We start from the raw sequence: 19995 nt of genomic DNA on the forward strand, positions 1-19995 counted from the left end.
TGTCCCGGGAAGCCCCCGTGTCCGCCGACCGACTATAAGGACCGGCTACAAGGGAGATAAGGAGAGTGTTGTGCTGACCCATTACATCGGTGGCCAGCCGGTGGCCGCGGGAATGGCGTTTCCCGTCCACGACCCGGTGACGGGCACGGTGATCAGGCAGGTCCACCAGGCCGACCCCGAGGTCGTCGACCGGGCGGTGCGCGCGGCCAGGGAGGCGGCCCGCGACTGGGCGGCGATGCCCGTCGGCGAGCGGGCCGGGTGGATGCGCCGCCTGGCCGAGGGCATCGAGGCCCGCTTCGACGACCTGGTGGACGCCGAGATCGCCGACACCGGCAAGCCGCTCGACCAGACCCGCACGCTCGACATCCCGCGCGGCATCGCGAACTTCCGCGCCTTCGCCGAGATCGCCGCCCAGCGCCCCGACGACGCCTTCCACCTGTCGGGCGTGCTCAGCTACACCGTGCGCAGGCCGCACGGGGTGATCGCGGTGATCGTCCCGTGGAACCTGCCGTTCCTGCTCATGACGTGGAAGCTGGCGCCCGCGCTGGTCGCGGGCAACACGGTGGTGGTCAAGCCGTCGGAGAGCACGCCGGGCTCGGCGGCGGTGTTCGCGGAGATCTGCGCGGAAGTGGGGCTGCCCGCCGGCGTCGTCAACATCATCTTCGGGTACGGCTCCGCCGGCCAGCTCCTCGTCGAGCACCCTGGGGTGGACGCCGTGACGTTCACCGGCTCCACCAGTACGGGCACGGCGATCATGAAGACGGTGGCCGACCGGGTCAAGCCGATCTCGTTCGAGCTGGGCGGGAAGAACGCCGGGCTGGTCTTCGAGGACTGCGATCTCGACCGCGCGATCGAGGGCAGCGTGAAGTCGGTCTTCACCAACGGCGGCCAGGTCTGCCTGTGCACCGAGCGGCTCTACGTCCAGCGGTCGATCTTCGAGGAGTTCTGGGCGCGGCTCGCGATCCGCGCCCAGGAGGTCGAGCCGCAGCCGATGATCTCCTCCGAACACCGCGAGAAAGTGCTCTCCTACTACGCCCTGGCCCGCTCGGAGGGAGCCAAGGTACTCACAGGAGGCAGCGTCCCCGCGTTCGGCGATCACCGCGATTCCGGCTATTTCGTGGAACCGACGGTGGTGACAGGCTTGTCAGAATGGTCCAGGTTCAACAGGGAGGAGATCTTCGGTCCCGTGTGCCACGTCGCGCCCTTCGACAGCGAGGCCGAGGCGATCGACCTGGCCAACGGCAGCGACTACGGCCTGGCCGGCACGCTCTGGACGACGAACCTCGACCGCGCGCACCGGGTGGCGCAGCGGCTGGAGGCGGGGCTCGTCTGGGTCAACACCTGGTATCTGCGCGACCTGCGGACCCCGTTCGGCGGCGTGAAGTTGTCGGGCATCGGCAGGGAGGGCGGCACCCAGTCACTCGACTTCTACTCTGAACCCACCACGATCACCATCAAACTGGAGCAACCCGATGTATGACGAATGGTCCCAGGCCGTGGACGCGCGGTCCCATGCGGCCGACCGGCTGGTCGAAGCCGCGCGTTCCGGCAAGCCGTGCGCGCCGATCAGGGACCTGGTCAGCACGGCGGCCGAGGGGTACGCCGTACAGGAGATCAACACGCGGCGGGCGCTCGGCGCGGGGCGGCGGCTGGTCGGCAGGAAGATCGGCGTGACGAACGCGCTGCTGCAGAAGCACTTCGGGATCGATCAACCGGACTACGGCATGCTTTTCGCGGACATGTCCTACTCCGATGGGCTTCCTGTGCCCCTGGAGAAGTTCCTGCAGCCACGGGCCGAGGCCGAGGTCGCTCTGGTGTTCGGCGGGGAACTGGTCGGCGGGCCTTTCACGGTGGCCGACGTGATCAGGGCGGTGGAGTTCGCGCTGCCCGCCATCGAGATCGCCGACTCACGGATCGCCGACTGGGACATCACGCTGGCCGACACGATCGCGGACAACGCCTCGGGCGGCGCGTTCGTGCTCGGCAACACGCCCACCTCCCTGATGGGGCTGGACCTGCGCGCGGCCGGGATGACGATGACGCGGGGCGGGCAGGAGGTCTCGACCGGCTCCGGCGAGGCGTGCCTGGGCAACCCGCTCAACGCCGCCGTCTGGCTGGCCACCCGGCTCGGCCGTACGGACTACCCGCTGCGGGCCGGGGACGTGGTGCTGACCGGCGCGCTCGGGCCGGTGGTGCCGGTCGGTCCCGAGGACGTGTTCGAGGCGCGGATCGAGGGACTCGGCTCCGTACGGGCGGTGTTCACGACGTGATCGAAAGGGGCAAGGCCCTCCGCGTGCCGGGCAAGGCCACTCCCCGAGGCAGGTTCCCGCACGTCAAGCGGGCAGGCGACTTCCTGTACGTCTCGGGTACGAGCTGCCGGCGCCCTGACGACACGTTCGTGGGCGTGGAGGTGGACAAGCGCGGGGTGACGAACCTGGACATCCGCGCGCAGACCAGGGCGGTCATCGAGAACATCGGCGACATCCTCAAGGCCGCCGGCGGGTCTCTCGCCGATCTCGTGCAGATCACGGCTTACCTGGTGAACATGAACGACTTCAAGGGCTACAACGAGGTCTACGCCGAGTTCTTCGACGAGGAGGGACCCACCAGGGCCACGGTCGCGGTGCACCAGCTCCCGCACCCGCATCTCCTCATCGAGATGCAAGTCGTCGCCTACCATCCACAGGAGCGATCATGATGGCACTCGGCGCGCGGAAACATGCACGTCGACGTCGTGACCGACAATGGCGTGAACCAGGTAATCGCCACCATCCCGCCGAAACAGGAGTGAACCTTGGATCGCGATCGCTGCCTCGCCCTTGACGCCGACGATCCGCTGCGGGAGTTCAGAGCCGAGTTCGTGCTCCCGGAAGGGGTCGTCTACCTCGTCGGCAACTCGCTGGGCGCGTTGCCCCGCCATACCGCGGAACGGGTCCGGCGGACGGTCGAGGACGAATGGGGCGAGCAACTCGTCGGTGGCTGGAACCACGCCGGATGGTACGAGCAGCCGCTGACCGCGGGCGACCGGCTGGCGCCGCTGATCGGCGCCGGCCCGGGGCAGGTCGTGGTGGGCAACACCACCTCGATCGCGGTCTACCAGGCGGTGGCGGCGGCCCTGCGGCTGCGTCCCGAGCGCCGGGTGATCGTCTCCGACCTGCGGAACTTCCCCACCGACCACTACATGGTGCAGGGGCTGGCCCGGCTGCTCGGCGGTTACGAAGTGCGCGACTTCGCCGAGGGGCGCTTCGACGACGCGGCCGTGGTGCTGCTGTCGGAGGTGGACTACCGCACCGCCGCGCGTCACGACGTGCCGTCGGTCACCGCCGCGGTCCAGGCGGCCGGGGCGCTCATGGTGTGGGACGTGTGCCACAGCGTGGGCGCCATGGAGGTGGACGTCTCGGGGGCCGACTTCGCGGTCGGGTGCACGTACAAGTATCTCTGCGGCGGGCCTGGCGCGCCCGCGTTCCTCTACGTCAACCCGCGCCACCACGCCACCGCCGAGAACGTCCTGTCGGGCTGGCACGGCCACGCCGAGCCGTTCGCGTTCGAGGCCGGCTACCGGCCGGCCGAGGGCATCAGGCGGTTCGTGGTGAGCACCCCGCACGTGTTGTCGCTGGCGGGACTGGAGGCGGCGCTGGACGTGTGGGAACGGGTGCCGATGGACCTGGTGCGGGCCAAGAGCATGGCGTTGACCTCGCTCTTCATCGACCTGGTCGGGGACGCGCTGGAGCTGGCCTCGCCCCGGGACGCCGCCGCGCGCGGCAGCCAGGTGAGCTATCGCCACCCCGACGGCTACCCGGTGATGCGGGCGCTGATCGACCGCGGCGTGCACGGGGACTTCCGCGCGCCGGACCTGCTCAGGTTCGGCTTCGCGCCGCTCTACATCGGGTACGCCGACGTCCACGACGCGGCGGCCACGTTGCTGGAGGTGCTGGACAAGGAGCTCTGGCGGGACAAGAAGTACGCCCAGCGCCTCGCCGTCACCTGAGGTCCAGCTCCTTGACCGCCCGCTTCGGGGCGATCGCCCGATAGCTCTCCTCCACCCAGTCGAGCAGCACCTCGGTCTCCGGGAGCTCGGCCAGGAACGGCACGGTCACCCATCCCGCCTTGCCGAGCCCGTGGCTGCTGGGCGCCGCCCCCTCGACGGTCAGCGCGTGGCCGTGCGCCTCCGACAGCAGCTTCACGCCGAACGCCGGGTCCCACTTCTCGGTCTGCTCGTCGATGCCGAGGAAGAGGAACACCTTCTTGTTCACCTTGATCACCGTCTCGCCCCACGGGTGGTCCTCGTGGGTCTCCGGCAGCCGCAGGGCGAACGCGCGCAGTTCTTCCCGTGTGTCATGCCAGTCGCTCATGGCCGTCTGAACTCCTCCAGCTTGCCTTCGATGCGGTCCCTGATCATGTCCCTGGCCGCCATTCTGGGCACACCGGACATCAGCAGGCTGTCGTACTCGGTGTCGAGGTGCCTGATCGAGGCGATCACGGCCAGCGTGATGGCGTTCTCGTCGAGCGCCCTGGCCGCCGCGGACCGGCCCACCCGGCCGCTGCCGCGCTGGCCCGCGTGCTCGGCGATCTCCTGCGCCCGCTTGTCCGGGCAACTCGGGAACAGCCTGGCGATCTCGGCCGCCATCCTGGCCTGGAACTCCACGTCCTGCTCCGCTCTGCGCACCCGGTCGCGGTCGCGGCGGCGCAGGCGTACCTCCTCGTCGGCCAGGCACCGCTCCTCGGCCGCGGCCAGCGCGGCGTCCTCCACCAGCAGGCCCAGGCGCTGGTAGACCTTGCGCCGCCGGTTGAACTGGACCACCACCGCCGACAGGCCGCTCTCCTGCTTGGCCCGGCGGCTGAGCGCCGCGTTGCCCGCGGGCAGGAACACCAGGTGGTCCATGTCGGCGCAGGTCAGGCAGTGCGGCTGATCGTCCTCCATGATCAGGTACGGTCCGGTGTCGCCGCAGGTCGCGCATGTCCAGTCGTTGAGCGGGGCCACCGCCACCAGGTCGGGCACCTTGGGCTCCGTGAGTTTGCGGACCCTGGTCTCGCTGAGGTCGGGCGAGAGCCAGTGCACGCGGAACGCCTCCTGCCCGGGGCCGGAGGTGAAACGCAGCTCGCGGCGGTCGCGGGTGCCGGCCACGTACGGAGTCTCGACCGGTTTCAGGCCCTTGGCCAGTGCCCAGTCCCGCAGCAGGGCGGCCGTGGTGAGCAGGCGGTCCTCATCCACGGCCGCCAGCTCGGCCAGCGTGGCGACCCGGCCCTGCCGCCAGGTGTCCACGTGCCTGGAGTGCAGCCAGCGCAGACCGGTCACCACGTCGATGAACGTCACGTACTTCCTGGTGGTCAGCGCGATCTCGGCCGCCTCGGCGACCCGCCGCGCCAAGTTCTGCTTACTCACAGGGACAAGTCTCCCGCGCCTTTTGTCGTGAGATGGCGAGACCCGAAGCATTCCTTTTGCCCAATGCGGCAAGTACTCCTTCGGATCTGCCCTGGAGGATTATCGTGCGTCTGTTCTGGCCTGCTGTGCTCGTACTCGCCACCGCGTGTGGCCTGGCCGAGGACGGCACGCAGCCCGTCGTCACGGGCGAGTTCGGCAGCAAGCCGGTGGTCGCCATACCCAAGGGCAAGCCGGGTCGCACGCCGCGGATCACGGTGTTGTCCATGGGCAGCGGGCGGCGTACGGTGCCGGGTGACGTGGTGCTCGCCGACGTCGACATCCGGCGGTGGTCGGGTAACCAGCCGTACATGAACACCTACGACGCCAACCAGCCCACCACGGTCGTCTTCGACGGCCGGCAGGTGTCGGAGACCTGGCGGCAGTCGCTGATCGGCCGCCCTGCGGGCAGCAGGGTCATGCTGGTCAGCCCGGCCGCCGAGGCCTTGGGGCCGAACGTGCCGCTGACGGGCGTCTCACCTGCGGACACGCTGGTGCTGGTGTTCGACATCCTGGGCGGCTACCCGCCCGACGCGCGGCTCGTCGGCCGTACCCTGCCGGTGGTGCCCGCCGACCTCACGCCCGCCGCGCCGCCCCGTGTCCTCATCGACGGCTCGGGGCGGGAGATCGTGGCCGGGGCGAAGGTGGTGGTCCAGTACGTGGCCGCGGCCTGGCCCTCCAGGAAGGTCGTGGACTCGTCGTACCGGCGGGGCGGGCCCAGCGCGTTCACGCTCAAGCAGGGGTCGGTGCCCGACGCCTGGCTGGGCGCGCTCGTGGGCCGGCGGGTCGGCAGCCGCATAGCCGTGCCGTCGCCAGGGAAGATCTACGTCATAGACGTGCTGGACACCATCACACACGTGTAGGCCGGGCGGCGCTCTCACACCGCCCGGCCGCACCTCGCGCTAGCTGCCGCAGTGCTCGAACGGGCTGTCGTACGTCGAGGCACCCGCCTTGCCGCCCCACTTGACGCACTTGCCGGCCGCGGCCGCGACCACCGGTCCGGCGTAGTAGCCGTAGTTGCCCGAGTCCGTCTTCCTGGCGCTGCCTTGCACCTCCAGGTACGCGCTGGTGGCCGTGGCCGTGCCGAGCGACTTCGCCTTCATCGTGACGACGCAGTTGTTGCCGTTGGCGCCGTTCGGCGACCGCAGCGGCGAGGCGTCGACCACCCAGCTCCTGGGCGAGGTGCACCGCTCGGCCGGGCGCACCGGGCTGGCCCTCGACTACCTCAGGCACGCGAGCGCGATCCGGCGCAGCCTGCCCGTCTGAAGCGCACCACCCAGGACGCGTTACGGCTTTTCGTCCAGGTCGGAGCGGATCATGCTGTAGAGCACGCCGTCGCGCCACTCACCGGCGCGGAAGCCGATGCCACGCAGAACGCCTTCACGGGTGAACCCGGCCTTCTCCAGCGCCCGCTGCTCGGCCACATTGGTGATCTCGGTGGCCGCCTCGATCCTGTTGACCGTCGAGTGATCGAACAGGTAACGCACGAGCAGCTGCTGCGCCTGCGTGCCGTACCCCTGGCCGCGGTGCTCCGGCGCCACGATCAGCCCCATCGACCAGTAGTAGCTGGCCGTGTTGGCGATCTGCTTGCTCCACGAGACGAAGCCGACCCGGTCCTCGGCGTGCGCGATGATCAATATGCCGCCGTCCTCGCCCAGCATCCCGTTATCCTCCCAGCGCTTGCTCATGCGGTGGGGGTTCAGGAAGCCGTACCACTGGAACTCGCCGGTGCTGTCCGGTTCGCTCGTGAGCCGGTACAGGAAGGGCAGGTCACGCTCTTTGACGGGACGCAGGTGGATGGTCATGGACGGGACACTATGCGACGTACCAGCCGCCTGAGCCGCGATTCCTGGAGCGGCGCGCTCTCCAGCGCGTCGAGCGCCTCCGCGGCGGTCGGCCGCTTGGCGGGGGAGTGGTCGAGCATCCTGCGCACCACCTCGGGCACGTCGGGCCCCTGGGCGTCGGCGCTGGTCGGGTGCTGGCCGGTGAGGAGGTGGTAGGCGATGGCCCCGGCCGCGTAGACGTCGGAGGCCGTGGTCATCCGGTCGGGCTGCTCCTGACACTCGGGCGCCACGTAGTGGGCATCGAGCACGTTGCCCAGCTCGTGGGCGACGGTGTAGTTGCGCGGCCCCGGCTTGGCGTAGTCGAACCCCGTCAGCACCGCGTGCCCGTCGTCGGTCACCAGCACGGAGGCGGGGGTGAGCGCCCGGTGTACGACGCCGTTGGCGTGCGCGTGCGCCAGCCCGCGCAGCAGGTCCTGGATCACGCCCAGCCGCGCGCCCTTGCCGAGCGACAGGTGCAGCGCCTCGCCGTGCACGTCGTCGAGCACCAGCACGAACCGGCTCTCATCGTCGATGGCGAAGAAGTCGCGCGAGCGCACCACGCACGGATGCGGGGGGATCCTGGCCAGCGTCTGGTAGGCGTTGGCGATGCGCTGCCGCTCGGCCGCCCGCGCCTCGTGGTCGGCCAGCGGATCGGCCTGGTAGACCCGCAGCAGCACGGTCTCGCTGCCCGGCAGCGTCACGTTGAACGCCCGGTATTCGGTGATCCTGGCGTCGCCGCCGAGCTGCTCCTCGACCTCCCAGTTGCCGAACCTCGGGGGTGCGGTGCTGCGGCGTACGGTCTGGTTGAGCGCGTCCAGAATCGCGGTCAGGTACGGCTTCGCGTCCGGGCTGCACCCCCGCCGGACCCGCGAGACGTCGCTCAGCGTGGCGATCAGCCGCGGCAGGTCGGTGACGTTGACCGCGTCGCGCCCGGCGGGATCGACCAGCTCGGCGTCGGGCGAGGTGAGCACGACCAGGCAGTCGACGTAGACGCGTTCGAGCTGGGTGGCCCTGGACACCAGCAGGCCCTTCAGCGCCTTCGCGGTGCCGCGCAGCTTGGCCACCGGAGAGCCGAACGCCTCCCGGCGCGGCGGGAACCACCGCGTGCCCGACACCTCGATGCGGCCCCTGGTGCCCTTGACGTCGACCACCACGAGCGAGTGGCCGGTCAGCACGAGCAGGTCCACCTCGAAGATGTCGTCGCCGCGCGGAACCTCCACGTTGTGCAGCAGCAGCCAGTCGGCGGGCGCGTGGTCGCGCAAATATGCGATCACCCGCCGCTCGGCGTCGTTGACTGGACGTCCTCCGCCGACGATCTCTGCCATGGATCTATCCTCGCACGGGAAACGATTGACAACATGCTGTCGAAATGACAACATGCTGTCATGAAGGGAATCGTTCACCACGCCATCTACAACACGCTCGCCGACTGGGAGACCGGTCACGCGACCGCGCACCTGCGCAACGGGCGCTACCAGCGCGAGCCCGCCGGCTACGAGATCGTCACGGTGGGCCCGACGACGGATCCCGTCGTCACCATGGGCGGCCTCCACCTCACCCCCGACCTCGCGCTCGACCAGCTCTCTCCTTCCGACAGCGCGCTGCTCATCCTGCCGGGGGCGGACCTGTGGGATGCGGGCCAGGAGCTGGCGCCGTTCGCGCGCAAGGCCCGCGAGTTCCTCGACGCGGGCGTGCCGGTCGCGGCCATCTGCGGCGCCACGGCCGGGCTGGCCCGCGAAGGGCTGCTGGACGACCGTGACCACACGAGCGCCGTGGTGCACTATCTGGCCGCGCAGGAGGGCTACGCGGGCGCCAAGCGCTACCTCGACCAGGACGCGGTGCTCGGGGGCGACCTGATCACGGCGGGTCCGACGGAGCCGGTGGCGTTCGCGAGGGAGATCTTCCGGCGGCTCGACATCTACCGGCCTGAGGTGCTGGACGCCTGGTTCCGGCTGTTCGCCAGGAGCGACGCGTCGGCCTTCGAGGTGCTGGCGGTGGCATGAGGGAGCCGGCGGACCTGCTCTCCGGCCTGGCGCTCGGGGCCTTCCGGCTCAACGGGCAGTTCCTCCAGGTGGCGGACGGGCTGGCCAGGCCCGCGGGGCTGACCGCCGCGTGGTGGCAGGTGCTCGGCGCGGTCCTGTACGAGCCGCTGCCCGTCGCCGGGATCGCCAGGGCCATGGGGATGACCAGGCAGGGCGTGCAGCGCATCGCCGACCTGCTGGTGGAGCGGGGCCTGGCCGAATACCGGCCCAATCCCGCGCACCGCCGGGCCAAGCTCCTGCAGCCGACGGCGGCCGGTCGCGAGTCGGTCGCCAAGATCACCCCCGGCCACCATGCGTTCGCCGATCGTCTGGTGGCCGAGCTGGGCACAGAGGGGGCGGAGGAGTGCCTGCAGGCCCTGCAACGACTGTCGACCGCCCTCGACCACCTCACCGAGCAACCCTGAGACGCGCCTGCCGGGCCTTCAGCGGGCCGTGGCCAGGATGACGCCGGAGCCTGCCGCCCGCGCCCGTTCCCCGGCCGCGGCGACGAGCTCCGGCGTTTCTGAATTCATGGTCGATTTCTATCCGCCCGCCCCCGCCGACGTCACCGGAGTTTGCCGCGCGGCTTGAACACCGACAGGGCCGTCGCGATCATCAGCATGACGATCTGCGTGCCCAGCGCGGCCACCTGACCCCACTGGCGAGTGGCCACGGCCGCTCTGCCGCCTTCGGTCGCGGCCGCCATTCCCTCGGGATCGAACAGGAACATGCCCACGCAGATCACGGCCACCAGCAGCACCAGCTTGGCGGCTGTCCAGTAATAGCGAAACAGCCCCCAATGGCTGGTCAGGGCCAGCAGGATGCCGGTGATCAATGCGGTCAGGCTGAGCGGTATCCCGCCCGCGAACACCAGCGCCGGCATCAACCGATAGGCGGCGTGGGCCAGCTCTAGGTCCTTTGTCAGCGCGGCGGCCGTATTCAGCACGACCAGCCCCCACACCTCACCGAGCAGCGCGACCGAGACGACGACGTGGATAACCATGACTGACTTGCGGATACGCGGTCGCATCGCTCTCTCCAGACCTCCGGATTCGGGAACTCGCGGCCATCCTCGCCGCTTTGTTCGGGCCGGACGTCAGCCCGCGGGCGGCGCTCCGGGTACGCCGATCGGCGTACGGGCGATTCTCAAGTTTCGGGTGATCGTTGCCTAAACGGCGGTGAACGATAGTCCCAACGCCCGCGCGGCCAGCCAAAATAAAGCTCGTTTGCCGACCTTCCGGCGCAGTGTATATGCCGTGCGTCGGCGACGAGTGGGAAAACCCACTGCCAAGAAAACGAGGCGCCTCCTTGACCTCGATGTGGGCTTTCTGAGTTGCGGACTCCGCTCCCTGCCGCGATTGTTATTTCCGGCACCTCACAGCCCTGCAAAAACGACTATGGCGCCGGTAATTCCGCGCCGATCCATGGAGGAAACCACACATGATCCGTCGCATTCTGGCAGGTGCAGCAATCGCGGCCGCCGCACTCGGCTTCTCCGCCACCGGAGCCTCCGCCGACGTCGGCCCCAACCCGCACAACAGCGGGCAGAGCATCCTGAGCCAGTTCAGCATCCTCGACGACCTGACCGCACTCAACGACGTCCTGAACGACTCGGTCAAGTACGTCGACATCCTCACGCTGCTGCACCTGAACGACATCGACGCCCACGTCCTGAACAACGAGGAAGCCACGGGCGCCAACAACTGACGGCTCCTCGCGTGGCGTAGGCAGGAAGGTGATCGGCGGCTCCCCGTCCCTTGGAGAAAAGGGAGCCCGCCCGGCCAAGGTCTCCTTCCTGGAGCCTTGAGGTGAGCCGAAGGAAGACGGGCCGTGGAAATTCGCGAAGCCACGGCACGAGCTTGGTGCGCACCGAGCTTCCAGCGCCGCGCGGCTCAGGTCGATCACTGCAGGACGACCCGGGCCGCGCGGCCGCGCATGTGACGCGCGGCTACAGGTCGACGTCGGCGGCCTCGGAAGGATCGGCCTCGTCCGGTGGATCGGCGTCCGTGACGCCCGAAGAATCGACGTTGGCCTCACTCGCGCTCGGCCGTACCACCCCCATGAACGTCCGCCTCTCCAGCGGATCCACCCGTACGAACTGTCCGGTGTACGGCGCGTGCACCATCCGCGTCGAGTCCACCGCCAGGCCGACGTGCTCAGGCCCCGCACGGTGTGGATCGTTGTCGTAGAAGACCAGATCCCCCGACTCCACCTGCTCCTTGGGCACTCGGATCCCCGACCGCCACTGCTCGGACGTCGTCGTGCCGATCAGCACCCCGGCCCGCGCCCACGCGTATTCCGTCAGCCCCGAGCAGTCGAAACCCCTGGTCCTGGCCCCTTTCCCGGTGCCGAATCCGGGCCCGCGTATCCCGCCGCCGCCCCACGAGTACGGGACGCCGATCATCTCGATGGCCGCCCGGACCGCGATGGCCCCGCCGGCCGACGTGGCCCAGGCCGGGTGGGCGGCGGGCGAGACGGCCTGCGCACAAATGCCTCCCGCAGCACAACCATTGGCGGCCGCCGCCGGAGTGGAATGCGGGGCGTGCAGAATCGCATTAGTCAGAGCTATTAGCAGCAGCGGCCGTGGTCCATTCATGGCATATTTCAGCGCTCCCGTGACTCGTCCGCGCCGGAGCCTGCCGCGGCGCGTAATCAGGTCGTTCTCCCACTAGCATTCCGCCATCCCTATGCGGATAAAACGCCCTTTGGTCATGCGGGACGTGCGTATGGCAATAAGATGAAAAATTGCCGCCATGCTGGCCAGGACAAATCCCGACCAGTCGGGACATGTCCATGCGGACCATGATCAACGGCCAAGGAATTGGGATGCGCATTTGACTTCGACTTAACTCGGCCAGGTTGCGACCCGCCGACAGCCCGCGAGATCGTTATTCCCAGAATCTCGCAACCCCGTGCGAGTGATTTACGATGACGCGCATCCCGCGCCGATTCCGACGAAGGAGAAGTACAAAATGATGCGTCGCATTCTCGCCGGTACAGCGATCGCGGGCTTCCTGTTCGGGTTCTCGGCCACGAGCGCCTCGGCCGACGTCGGCCCCAACGTGTTCAACAAGGACAAGCAGATCTTGAGCCAGTTCAGCCTCCTCGACGACGTGACCGCGCTCAACGACGTGCTCAACGACTCGGTGAAGTACATCGACGTCCTCACGTTCGTGCACCTGGACGACCTCGACCTCGACCTGCTCAACAACGAGGAGAAGACGGGCGACAACAAGTGAGCCGCTAGGGGCGGCCTGCCTGCCGCGACGGCGCTCCGGTAGCCACGACCCCTCGTGGCGGCACCTTGCCGGGGCGTCTCCCAGGTGGAGCACCGCGAGCAGGCCCGCCCCCCGGATCGCCTCCGACCAGGCCGATGTTCGTCAAGCCCGCAGCCGGCGCGGGCTCACATCGGCCTGCTCGGAATCCCCTTCATAATTTCCCCGCAATTCGGTCATTTCCAGGGCGAAAATTACATAGTGAAACATACTTCATGTAACCTGGTTTCGGGTTAATCGTCAGACACCTTGGCGGTCATCCTCTGCAGGCAGCAGGTCCGGCTACTACCCCCAGAGCGTGCGTTGGGGGGTGCGAGCGTGAGTGGCGTCGAGGAGCGGCTGCTCTACCAGGACGAGCAGCTGACGATCACAGTTCGCGCGACGCCAGGGGCGCCGGCCGTGACGCTGATCGGCGAGGTCGACGCCACCAACAGCTCCGCGCTGGCCTGTGCCCTGGCGAGTTGCCGCGAAGGCGCCTACATCGACGTCGACACCGGCGCGCTGGCCTTCATCGACGTCTCAGGGCTGCGCGTGCTCGTCATGCCCACATTGCCGCGGTCGCAACGGTGGATTCGCCTGCACAACGTCACGCCGTACCAGCGGCGACTGCTGCGCATGATGGGCTGGTTCTACGAGCCGCGCGCCCATCACCTGCCCGCGTAGACCGCCGTCGCCGAGGTGCCGAGCCCGGTCGGCCCGCCGAGTCGCGGGCGCGGCGGCCGGTTGTGGCGGCGCAGGGTCTGCTCGTCGTAGCGGAAGCAGCCGCGGTGCCAGTTGAGGATGCCGGTCACCCAGTTCCGCAGCTCGGCCACGAACGCGTCGAGATCCCGCCTGGCCTCCTCATCCAGGCCGAAGTCGGCGCACACGATCGGCAGCTCGTGCTCCACGATGTGCTCGAACTGCTTCATCCGCGACGTCAGCAGGTCGTTGACGATGGTGAGTGCTGTTGGATAGTCGCAGTCGAAGAAGTTCTGCACCACCAGGACGCAGTTGTGCAGCTCGCCCTCGAACTCGATCTCCTTCTGGTAGGAGAAGATGTCGTTGAGCAGGATGGCGCAGTCGCTGATGGCGTTCTCCATCGCCCGCATCGAGCCGCTCTCGTAGACCTCCTGAGGGATCGCCTTGCTGTGCCGCAGCCGGTTCAGGCTCATTGTCAGGTCGGAGCCGAACGTCTCCCGGCGCATCTCGATGTAGTCCACCGGGTCGGGGATGTGGTTGGCGATCTGGTTGGCCAGCTCCCACAACCAGCTCGCGCACATGCTCTCGACCGACTCGCGTAGCTTGCGGCGGTCATCGAGTGGCATCGGCCCTGTCGTGCGCGCCCAAATGTCGGCCAGGCCACGCTCGAGCGCGCTCGCGGGCGGTGGCGGGGACGAGCCGTCGAGCGGCATGAACGCCGACAACCGGGCCATCGCGATCTTCGCCGCCGCCAGGTTGCGCGACCTGCCGAACACGACGGGGAAGTAGTCGTCGGCATACGTCCCCCAGGCCAGCCAGAACGCCGCCAGGTCCACCTCCTCAAGCGTGCCGTCGGGATGCAGGCCCGCGGCGCACAGAGCCAGGTCGGTGTCGATCGCCCGCTCCTCGTTCCATACGGCCGAGCCCACCACGCCCGGCTGGCCCTCCAGCATCCCCATCTCCCGGCACCAGGCCACGGTGTCGCGCCGGGCGGCGTCGAGGTGCGGAGAAAGCCGCAGCTCGAAGGGCACGTAGATCTCGGGGATCCGCGAAGGGCCCACCCGCGTGTACGGCACGTGCGTGAAGTTACGCAGCCGCTTGACCCCCAGCAGGTTCACGATCGAGGACATGCCCAGCGGCCTGCCCGACCGGACCCGCTCGTTCATGTAGCGGCTGGAGCGCAGGTGCCACTCGTGCCCGCCCGACTGCCAGTCCTGCAACCCTTTGACGTAGGCCAGCACGCCTGCGGCGGTGAGCGGGTCGATGGCGTGCTCCACGAACAACGGGCCCAACTCGGTGAACACCGTGTGCTCGAACTGCTGCAACCGCGAGGTCAGCAGGTCGTTGACGGCGTCGGCGGCCTCCTGCGTGCCGCAGCCCAGGAACGTCTCCAGCACCAGCACGCCGTTGCTCAGCTCGCCCTCGTCCCGGACCTCCCGCTCGTACGAGAACAGGTCGTTGCGCAGGTGCACCGCGTCGGAGAATGCGTCCTTCAGCACCCGCATCGGCCGGGTCGCGGCGATCCGCGCGGGCACCTCGGCCCGCACCGCGTGCTCGACGAGGCCGGCCGACCACGGCGCCCCGCCGACCTTGCGCCGCATCTCGATGTACTCGACGGGGTTGGCCACCCGGCCCCGGTTGATGTTGGCCAGCTCCCAGAGCGACTCGTTCAGCAGGTTGCGGGTGCTCTCGGCGAAGCGCTCGCGCCAGTCCGCGGACATGCCGGGCACCGTACGCACCCACAGGTCGGCCAGGCCCGCCTCCACCGGGTTGGTCGGCTCGGGCATGGTCAGATCCGCGCCCATCGGCATGAACCGGGCCAGCCGGCCGAGGTACTCCTTGCCGCCTTCGAGGTCGCCGGTGCGCTTGAAGATCTCCAGGAAGTGGTCGTCGAAGAAGAAGACCCACACGTACCAGTCGGTGATCAGGCACAACTCGGCGCCGTCGCAGTCCGGATGCGTGTAGGCGCACATCAGCGGGTAGTCGTGGGCGTCGAGGTCGGCCTCCTCCCAGACGCCCGAGCCCGCCAGCATGCCCATGTCCCGCGCCCACTGTCGGGAGTGCACGCGAGCCTCTTCGAGATGCGGGTTGAGCCGCGCCGGGTACGGCAGGTAGAAGTCCGGCAGTTCGAACGGCTGCGTCACGGGCGGGTCACCTCGACGTTCGCCAGCACGCCGAGCGCGTCGGGCACCAGGATCGCGGCCGAGTAGTAGGCGCTGACCAGGTAGGACGCGACCGCCTTCGCGTCCACCTCGTCCGCCGGCCGCCCGGCCCGCGCGATCGTGTCGCCGGGCTCGAACTCCCGCTGCTCGAACAGCCCCGCGAGCTGGTCGAGCACGTAGCCGTCCTCGAGCCCGTGCAACATGGGCAGCTCGGTCAGGCTCGGTGGGATCACCCGGACCCGCGCACAGGTGTGGGCGAAACTCACCCGGCCGCCGCCGACCGGGTAGGTGAGCCGCCGGTTCACCCGGTAGACGCCGCCCGCGACGTCCACCCATGGGAGCACCCGCAGCAGCCATCGCGGGGAGATCTCCCGCATCCGCGGGGGCGTCTTGGTCGTCGTGGCGAGCTTGCGCGCCGCCGCGGTGCCGAGGCTCAGCCGCTGCTGATCCGACTCCGTCAACATGAGCACCATTCCCTAGGACCGGACGGACGAGACGAATCCCTGGCTACCCGTTACGGCCGAGTTCGACGTCCTCCAGGACGCCGAGCGCGTCAGGAACGAGAACGGCGGCCGAGTAGTAGGCGCTGACCAGGTAGGAGATGACGGCCTTCTCGTTGATGCTCATGAAGCGGACGGACAGGCTGGGCTGGTACTCGTCGGGGATGCCGGTCTGGTGCAGGCCGACGACGCCCTGGTTCTCCTGTCCGGTACGCATGAGCAGGAACGACGTCGTACGCGTGGCGGACACCGGGATCTTGTTGCACGGGAAGATCGGGACACCTCGCCAGGCCGGCACCCGGTTCCCGCTGACCTCGCTGGACTGCGGGTAGATGCCGCGCTTGCTGCACTCCCTGCCGAAGGCGGCGATGGCCTGCGGGTGCGCCAGGAAGAACGCCGGGTCCTTCCACACGGTGGACAGCAGGTCGTCGAGGTCGTCGGGGGTGGGGGGACCCGAGCGGGTGCGGATGCGCTGGTCGAAGTCGGCGTTGTGCAGCAGGCCGAACTCCCTGTTGTTGATCAGCTCGTGCTCCTGCCGCTCGCGCAGGGCCTCGACCGTGAGGCGGAGCTGCTGGTCGAGCTGGCTCATCGGCTGGTTGTACAGGTCGGAGACCCGGCTGTGCACGCGCAGGACCGTCTGGGCCACGCTCAGCTCGTACTCGCGCGGGCTCTGCTCGTAGTCCACGAACGTGCCCGGCAGCACGGCCTCGCCGGTGTGGCCGGACGACATCTCGATCGCGGCCTCGCCGTAGGCGTTCGTGTCGTGGGCGTTGGTCTCGCGCCAGTCTGCCAGGTGCTCGCGCAGCGCGGGCGACTGCTCGGCGACCTGCTCGAAGTCCTGCCTGGACAGCGTGAGCACGGTGGTGGCCGTCTTGGCCCGCGCGCTGAACGCGTACTGGCCGCCGTTCGTCAGGACGTCCTCGCCGAGGTAGTCGCCGTCGGCCAGGACGCCGAGGTTCTGCTCGTCGCCGTACGCGCCGTGGCCCACCTTGCCCACGCGGCCGTGGGCGATCAGCACGAGCCGGTCCACCGGGCCGCCCTCGGAGACGATCTCCTCGCCGGCCTCGACCTCATGCTGCGCGAACCGGCCGGCCAGCGCTTCGAGCACCTCTATGTCGTCGAACCCGCGCAGCGGGGCCAGCTCGGTGAGCTCGGCCGGGATGACGCGTACGTTGGCGCCGGTCGTGCTGAACGTGATGCGGCCGTCGCCCAGCGTGTAGGTCAGCCGCCGGTTGACCCTGAACACGCCACCGGAGCACTGCACCCATGGCAGCAGCCGCAGCAACCAGCGGGAGGTGATCTCCTGCATCTGCGGCGGCGTCTTGGTCGTGGTCGCGAGCTGCTTGGCGGCATCGGTGCTGAGGCTGAGCTGTCCGTTGCCGTTGACGTTCTCAGGAGCGGTCGCGTTGGTCGTTTCGGTCATCGTGCTGCACCACCAATCTCGGTGTGGGGGCCTAGCGGGGGTCGCGAGAGGATCGAAGTTCTGGAGGAAGCGAGAACGTGAGGGTCTCCTCGGTCAGGGTCACCGACTCCACGCCGGCGTAGCCGCGGTCGGCGAGCCAGTCGAGTAACCCCTCGACCAGCCGCTCCGGGACCGAGGCGCCGGAGCTGACCCCGACGGTCTCCACGTCCCCGAGCCACCGCTCGTCGGCGTCGGCGGCGCTGTCGACCAGGTACGCCGCGCCCGCGCCCGCGTTGAGCGCGACCTCCACCAGCCGCTGGGAGTTGGAGGAGTTGGCCGAGCCGACGACGATGACCAGCTCGCACTGCGGAGCGATCCTGGTGATCGCCTCCTGGCGGTTCTGGCTGGCGTAGCAGATGTCGTCGCTCGGCGGGTCGGCCAGGCCGGGGAACCGCTCGCGCAACCCCGCGACGGCCGCCATGGTCTCGTCCACGGCCAGCGTGGTCTGCGACAACCAGCTCACCCGCCCGGCGCCGCTCGCCGTCACCTCGTGGGGCCGGGCCGGGTCGACGACGTGGATGTGGCCGGGGGCCTCGCCGATCGTGCCCTCGACCTCCTCGTGCTCGGCGTGGCCGATGAGCACGATCTCGTAGCCCGCCTCGGCCAGGCGCACGGCCTCCTTGTGGACCTTGGTCACCAGCGGGCAGGTGGCGTCGATCGTACGCAGCCCGCGCCGTTCCGCCTCCTCCTTGACCGCCGGCGAGACGCCGTGAGCGGAGAAGACGACCAGCGCCCCGTCGGGGACCTCGTCGAGCTCGTCCACGAAGACCGCGCCGCGCCTGGTGAGGTCGTCGACCACGGAGGTGTTGTGGACGATCTGCTTGCGCACGTACACGGGTGGTCCGAAGCGTCTCAGCGCCTCCTCGACGGTGATGATCGCGCGTTCGACGCCCGCGCAGTAGCCGCGCGGGGCAGCCAGAAGTACCCGTCCCATCAGGGGATCCCCTTACTTGGTGCGGTGCGCGAGCTGATCGGTCAGGAGGGCCAGCGCGCTCGCGGCCTCCGCCTCGATCCGCGCCTCGGCCAGGGCCGTCACGGCCTCGCGCACGCGTTCTTCGATCATTTCCTCGACCTTGGCCAGCGCTCCCGTCTCGCGCAGGATCTGCCGCAGCTCGCCGGCGCGCTCCTCGGTCAGCTCCGAGTTGCCGTGCCAGCGCCTGAGGTGGCCGAGCTGCCCGGGCGAGGCGTGCCGCACGGCATGCGCGAACAGCACCGTGTGCTTGCCCTCGCGCAGGTCGTCCAGCGCCGACTTGCCGGTCACCGACTCCGACCCGAACGTGCCGAGCACGTCGTCGCGGAGCTGGAACGCCTCGCCGAGCGGCAGGCCGAACCGCGAGTACGACTCCAGCAGCCCCATGGACGCCCCCGCCAGCGCGCCGCCGATCTGCAGCGGCCGCTCGACGGTGTACTTGGCCGTCTTGAACCGGATCACCATGAGCGCCTCCTCCACGCTCGCCCCTGAGCGGAGCTGGGCGAGGATGTCGAGGTACTGGCCGCTGATGACCTCGGTCCGCATGGCGTCGAACAGGTGGTGCGCGGCCCGCAGCCGAAACGGCTCCACCCCGCACGACGACAACAACGTGTCGGACCAGGCCAGGCTCAGGGTGCCGAGCAGGATGCCGCCCGCCTGGCCGAACGCGTCCGCGCCCGGACGGTCGTACAACCCGGCCAGGTTCCGGTGCACGGTGGCCCGCCCGCGGCGCAACTCGCTGCCGTCCATGATGTCGTCGTGGATGAGCAGCCCCGCGTGGCACAACTCCAGGGCCGCCGCGGCGCTGATGATCTCATCGCAGTCGCCGCCGCCGGCGCCGCGCCAGCCCCAATAACACAGCTGGGGCCTGATGCGCTTGCCGCCGTTGAGGATGAAGTCGCCCAGGAGCTTGTACGCCGCCTCGACGTCGGGATCGGCGACGGGAGCTCGCCAGGTTTCCAGGAAACCGGTCAGTCGCCGGTCAATTCGCGATCCAACGTACTGCTGAGTGAAGCTCACCGGCATCGGCGCGGCTCCTTGCTGTCAGGCGTTCGCTACCAATAGTTACTCATCCAATACGGAGTGTGTAAAGTGTCTTTTGTATCTCGCGCTTTGTTTTGCCACAGCCGTTCCACGGTCAGGGGATGCCATGAGCGGCAGAGGCGGCCGGCTCGGCTCCAACCTCGGCATCGTCGAGCTCACGATCGCGCTGCACCCGGGTGTTCGACACCGGGCACAGGCGTACGTGCATAAGATCCGCAGCGGCATCCCCGCGCTGGATCAGGCCATGCGCACAGCGGGCATGGCAATGGGCGGCCCGCAGGGCGGCAGGGCCGAGCTGCTCGCCGAGGCCGGGCCGACCGGTCAGGGCATCGCGCACGCCATCCGGTAGTGCCCTGTCACGAGGAGATGGCGGATCGCTCCTCGCCGGGCAGTTCTTCGTCGTTGAGGGAGATCGTGATGCCGCGGCTGCTGGCCAGGCTGATCACCGGTCGCTGGAGCATCTCGCTCGCCCGGTGGGCCACCTCCTGGAAGTGGCGCTGCAGGTCGGGGGAGTCGACGGCGGAGAGGCGCACCGAGCCCTTCTCGGCGAGCTCCTTGGCGAGCCACTCGGACATGGTGACGTGGAAGCGGGCCGCTTCGTCGGGGGTGAGCGGTGTGGGCATGCGAACTCCTGCCGGCGG

General features: G+C 69.1%; 25 protein-coding genes. 12 read left to right on the forward strand and 13 right to left on the reverse strand.

Annotated features, from left to right (window positions below; all coding sequences use genetic code 11):
- The first annotated feature begins 70 nt into the window (after positions 1-70).
- From ACFLIM_RS17090 to kynU, 4 genes are all read left to right on the forward strand, one after another.
- Entirely contained in the window at positions 71-1480 is a 1410-nt protein-coding gene (locus ACFLIM_RS17090; RefSeq protein WP_393166389.1) for an aldehyde dehydrogenase family protein, read from the forward strand.
- On the forward strand, positions 1473-2270 hold the full coding sequence (locus ACFLIM_RS17095; protein WP_393166391.1) for a 2-keto-4-pentenoate hydratase: 798 nt from the start codon (positions 1473-1475) through the stop codon (positions 2268-2270). Before ACFLIM_RS17090 ends, ACFLIM_RS17095 begins: the two co-directional genes overlap by 8 nt.
- Positions 2267-2698 (forward strand): RidA family protein, encoded by a 432-nt coding sequence (locus tag ACFLIM_RS17100; RefSeq protein ID WP_393166393.1) that lies wholly within the window; start codon positions 2267-2269, stop codon positions 2696-2698. The genes ACFLIM_RS17095 and ACFLIM_RS17100 overlap by 4 nt, the downstream gene beginning before the upstream one ends.
- A 96-nt stretch (positions 2699-2794) precedes the next feature.
- Positions 2795-3988 (forward strand): kynureninase, encoded by a 1194-nt coding sequence (gene kynU, locus ACFLIM_RS17105; protein WP_393166394.1) that lies wholly within the window; start codon positions 2795-2797, stop codon positions 3986-3988.
- Here kynU and ACFLIM_RS17110 read toward each other — a convergent pair.
- Both ACFLIM_RS17110 and ACFLIM_RS17115 read right to left on the reverse strand, forming a co-directional pair.
- Entirely contained in the window at positions 3981-4352 is a 372-nt protein-coding gene (locus tag ACFLIM_RS17110) for an MmcQ/YjbR family DNA-binding protein (protein ID WP_393166395.1), read from the reverse strand. The genes kynU and ACFLIM_RS17110 overlap by 8 nt on opposite strands.
- Entirely contained in the window at positions 4349-5383 is a 1035-nt protein-coding gene (locus tag ACFLIM_RS17115) for a DUF2293 domain-containing protein (RefSeq protein ID WP_393166397.1), read from the reverse strand. Before ACFLIM_RS17115 ends, ACFLIM_RS17110 begins: the two co-directional genes overlap by 4 nt.
- A gap of 104 nt (positions 5384-5487) precedes the next feature.
- Here ACFLIM_RS17115 and ACFLIM_RS17120 point away from each other — a divergent pair, with 104 nt between their 5' ends.
- A complete protein-coding gene (locus ACFLIM_RS17120) occupies positions 5488-6282 on the forward strand; it encodes an FKBP-type peptidyl-prolyl cis-trans isomerase (RefSeq protein ID WP_393166399.1) in 795 nt (264 codons plus the stop codon).
- A 39-nt stretch (positions 6283-6321) separates the two neighbouring features.
- Here the strand turns inward: ACFLIM_RS17120 and ACFLIM_RS17125 are convergent, their stop codons facing one another.
- On the reverse strand, positions 6322-6522 hold the full coding sequence (locus tag ACFLIM_RS17125) for a hypothetical protein (RefSeq protein WP_393166401.1): 201 nt from the start codon (positions 6520-6522) through the stop codon (positions 6322-6324).
- Position 6523: 1 nt separating this feature from the next.
- Between ACFLIM_RS17125 and ACFLIM_RS17130 the strand changes: the two genes are divergently transcribed.
- The gene (locus ACFLIM_RS17130; RefSeq protein WP_393166403.1) at positions 6524-6685 is read left to right on the forward strand and encodes a tetratricopeptide repeat protein; all 162 of its coding nucleotides are present in this window, start codon (positions 6524-6526) and stop codon (positions 6683-6685) included.
- 20 nt (positions 6686-6705) lie between these two features.
- On the opposite strand, the gene ACFLIM_RS17135 is transcribed toward ACFLIM_RS17130, so the two are convergent.
- Both ACFLIM_RS17135 and mads6 read right to left on the reverse strand, forming a co-directional pair.
- On the reverse strand, positions 6706-7224 hold the full coding sequence (locus ACFLIM_RS17135) for a GNAT family N-acetyltransferase (protein ID WP_393166406.1): 519 nt from the start codon (positions 7222-7224) through the stop codon (positions 6706-6708).
- The gene (mads6, locus tag ACFLIM_RS17140) at positions 7221-8567 is read right to left on the reverse strand and encodes a methylation-associated defense system protein kinase MAD6 (RefSeq protein WP_393166409.1); all 1347 of its coding nucleotides are present in this window, start codon (positions 8565-8567) and stop codon (positions 7221-7223) included. Before mads6 ends, ACFLIM_RS17135 begins: the two co-directional genes overlap by 4 nt.
- 60 nt (positions 8568-8627) lie before the next feature.
- On the opposite strand from mads6, the gene ACFLIM_RS17145 reads away from it, so the two are divergent.
- Both ACFLIM_RS17145 and ACFLIM_RS17150 read left to right on the forward strand, forming a co-directional pair.
- Complete coding sequence (locus tag ACFLIM_RS17145; protein ID WP_393166411.1) at positions 8628-9245, forward strand: DJ-1/PfpI family protein; 618 nt, start codon at positions 8628-8630, stop codon at positions 9243-9245.
- Positions 9242-9688, forward strand: coding sequence for a MarR family winged helix-turn-helix transcriptional regulator (locus ACFLIM_RS17150; RefSeq protein ID WP_393166413.1), 447 nt, complete (start codon positions 9242-9244; stop codon positions 9686-9688). The genes ACFLIM_RS17145 and ACFLIM_RS17150 overlap by 4 nt, the downstream gene beginning before the upstream one ends.
- Before the next feature lie 140 nt (positions 9689-9828).
- On the opposite strand, the gene ACFLIM_RS17155 is transcribed toward ACFLIM_RS17150, so the two are convergent.
- Positions 9829-10293 carry a hypothetical protein gene (locus ACFLIM_RS17155; protein WP_393166415.1) on the reverse strand — a complete coding sequence of 155 codons (465 nt, stop codon included), beginning with the start codon at positions 10291-10293 and terminating at the stop codon, positions 9829-9831.
- 410 nt (positions 10294-10703) lie between these two features.
- Between ACFLIM_RS17155 and ACFLIM_RS17160 the strand changes: the two genes are divergently transcribed.
- The gene (locus ACFLIM_RS17160; RefSeq protein WP_393166417.1) at positions 10704-10970 is read left to right on the forward strand and encodes a hypothetical protein; all 267 of its coding nucleotides are present in this window, start codon (positions 10704-10706) and stop codon (positions 10968-10970) included.
- Positions 10971-11211: 241 nt separating this feature from the next.
- Here the strand turns inward: ACFLIM_RS17160 and ACFLIM_RS17165 are convergent, their stop codons facing one another.
- Positions 11212-11859: a C40 family peptidase gene (locus ACFLIM_RS17165; RefSeq protein WP_393166419.1), complete on the reverse strand. Its 648-nt coding sequence runs from the start codon at positions 11857-11859 to the stop codon at positions 11212-11214.
- A gap of 376 nt (positions 11860-12235) precedes the next feature.
- On the opposite strand from ACFLIM_RS17165, the gene ACFLIM_RS17170 reads away from it, so the two are divergent.
- A complete protein-coding gene (locus tag ACFLIM_RS17170) occupies positions 12236-12502 on the forward strand; it encodes a hypothetical protein (RefSeq protein ID WP_393166421.1) in 267 nt (88 codons plus the stop codon).
- Between the two features lie 354 nt (positions 12503-12856).
- A complete protein-coding gene (locus tag ACFLIM_RS17175; protein ID WP_393166423.1) occupies positions 12857-13201 on the forward strand; it encodes an STAS domain-containing protein in 345 nt (114 codons plus the stop codon).
- Here ACFLIM_RS17175 and ACFLIM_RS17180 read toward each other — a convergent pair.
- The 5 genes from ACFLIM_RS17180 to ACFLIM_RS17200 are packed head-to-tail and all read right to left on the reverse strand — an operon-like array spanning position 13186 to position 19336.
- On the reverse strand, positions 13186-15360 hold the full coding sequence (locus ACFLIM_RS17180; RefSeq protein WP_393166425.1) for a terpene synthase family protein: 2175 nt from the start codon (positions 15358-15360) through the stop codon (positions 13186-13188). The genes ACFLIM_RS17175 and ACFLIM_RS17180 overlap by 16 nt on opposite strands.
- Positions 15357-15842 (reverse strand): hypothetical protein, encoded by a 486-nt coding sequence (locus ACFLIM_RS17185; RefSeq protein WP_393166427.1) that lies wholly within the window; start codon positions 15840-15842, stop codon positions 15357-15359. Before ACFLIM_RS17185 ends, ACFLIM_RS17180 begins: the two co-directional genes overlap by 4 nt.
- A gap of 43 nt (positions 15843-15885) precedes the next feature.
- Positions 15886-17301, reverse strand: coding sequence for a family 2B encapsulin nanocompartment shell protein (locus ACFLIM_RS17190; protein ID WP_393166429.1), 1416 nt, complete (start codon positions 17299-17301; stop codon positions 15886-15888).
- Positions 17302-17332: 31 nt separating this feature from the next.
- Positions 17333-18274, reverse strand: a complete 942-nt coding sequence (locus ACFLIM_RS17195; RefSeq protein WP_393166431.1) for a 4-hydroxy-3-methylbut-2-enyl diphosphate reductase — start codon at positions 18272-18274, stop codon at positions 17333-17335.
- Positions 18275-18286: 12 nt separating this feature from the next.
- Positions 18287-19336 (reverse strand): polyprenyl synthetase family protein, encoded by a 1050-nt coding sequence (locus ACFLIM_RS17200; RefSeq protein WP_393166433.1) that lies wholly within the window; start codon positions 19334-19336, stop codon positions 18287-18289.
- A gap of 124 nt (positions 19337-19460) precedes the next feature.
- On the opposite strand from ACFLIM_RS17200, the gene ACFLIM_RS17205 reads away from it, so the two are divergent.
- The gene (locus tag ACFLIM_RS17205; RefSeq protein WP_393166435.1) at positions 19461-19703 is read left to right on the forward strand and encodes a 1-deoxy-D-xylulose-5-phosphate synthase N-terminal domain-containing protein; all 243 of its coding nucleotides are present in this window, start codon (positions 19461-19463) and stop codon (positions 19701-19703) included.
- Positions 19704-19710: 7 nt separating this feature from the next.
- On the opposite strand, the gene ACFLIM_RS17210 is transcribed toward ACFLIM_RS17205, so the two are convergent.
- Positions 19711-19977 (reverse strand): hypothetical protein, encoded by a 267-nt coding sequence (locus ACFLIM_RS17210; RefSeq protein ID WP_393166437.1) that lies wholly within the window; start codon positions 19975-19977, stop codon positions 19711-19713.
- Positions 19978-19995 lie beyond the last annotated feature (18 nt).

Source organism: Nonomuraea marmarensis, assembly GCF_043197025.1.
GTDB classification, from domain to species: Bacteria; Actinomycetota; Actinomycetes; order Streptosporangiales; family Streptosporangiaceae; genus Nonomuraea; species Nonomuraea marmarensis.

Excerpts from the sequence above, each read along its gene's own strand:
- ACFLIM_RS17185 (WP_393166427.1), bottom strand. The coding sequence starts at position 15,842 with ATGTTGACGGAGTCGGATCAGCAGCGGCTGAGCCTCGGCACCGCGGCG.
- ACFLIM_RS17095 (WP_393166391.1), top strand. The coding sequence starts at position 1,473 with ATGTATGACGAATGGTCCCAGGCCGTGGACGCGCGGTCCCATGCGGCC.
- ACFLIM_RS17150 (WP_393166413.1), top strand. The coding sequence starts at position 9,242 with ATGAGGGAGCCGGCGGACCTGCTCTCCGGCCTGGCGCTCGGGGCCTTC.
- ACFLIM_RS17155 (WP_393166415.1), bottom strand. The coding sequence starts at position 10,293 with ATGCGACCGCGTATCCGCAAGTCAGTCATGGTTATCCACGTCGTCGTC.
- ACFLIM_RS17210 (WP_393166437.1), bottom strand. The coding sequence starts at position 19,977 with ATGCCCACACCGCTCACCCCCGACGAAGCGGCCCGCTTCCACGTCACC.
- ACFLIM_RS17135 (WP_393166406.1), bottom strand. The coding sequence starts at position 7,224 with ATGACCATCCACCTGCGTCCCGTCAAAGAGCGTGACCTGCCCTTCCTG.
- ACFLIM_RS17195 (WP_393166431.1), bottom strand. The coding sequence starts at position 18,274 with ATGGGACGGGTACTTCTGGCTGCCCCGCGCGGCTACTGCGCGGGCGTC.
- ACFLIM_RS17170 (WP_393166421.1), top strand. The coding sequence starts at position 12,236 with ATGATGCGTCGCATTCTCGCCGGTACAGCGATCGCGGGCTTCCTGTTC.
- ACFLIM_RS17190 (WP_393166429.1), bottom strand. The coding sequence starts at position 17,301 with ATGACCGAAACGACCAACGCGACCGCTCCTGAGAACGTCAACGGCAAC.
- ACFLIM_RS17200 (WP_393166433.1), bottom strand. The coding sequence starts at position 19,336 with ATGCCGGTGAGCTTCACTCAGCAGTACGTTGGATCGCGAATTGACCGG.
- ACFLIM_RS17160 (WP_393166417.1), top strand. The coding sequence starts at position 10,704 with ATGATCCGTCGCATTCTGGCAGGTGCAGCAATCGCGGCCGCCGCACTC.
- ACFLIM_RS17125 (WP_393166401.1), bottom strand. The coding sequence starts at position 6,522 with ATGAAGGCGAAGTCGCTCGGCACGGCCACGGCCACCAGCGCGTACCTG.
- ACFLIM_RS17205 (WP_393166435.1), top strand. The coding sequence starts at position 19,461 with ATGAGCGGCAGAGGCGGCCGGCTCGGCTCCAACCTCGGCATCGTCGAG.
- ACFLIM_RS17145 (WP_393166411.1), top strand. The coding sequence starts at position 8,628 with ATGAAGGGAATCGTTCACCACGCCATCTACAACACGCTCGCCGACTGG.
- mads6 (WP_393166409.1), bottom strand. The coding sequence starts at position 8,567 with ATGGCAGAGATCGTCGGCGGAGGACGTCCAGTCAACGACGCCGAGCGG.
- ACFLIM_RS17110 (WP_393166395.1), bottom strand. The coding sequence starts at position 4,352 with ATGAGCGACTGGCATGACACACGGGAAGAACTGCGCGCGTTCGCCCTG.
- ACFLIM_RS17165 (WP_393166419.1), bottom strand. The coding sequence starts at position 11,859 with ATGAATGGACCACGGCCGCTGCTGCTAATAGCTCTGACTAATGCGATT.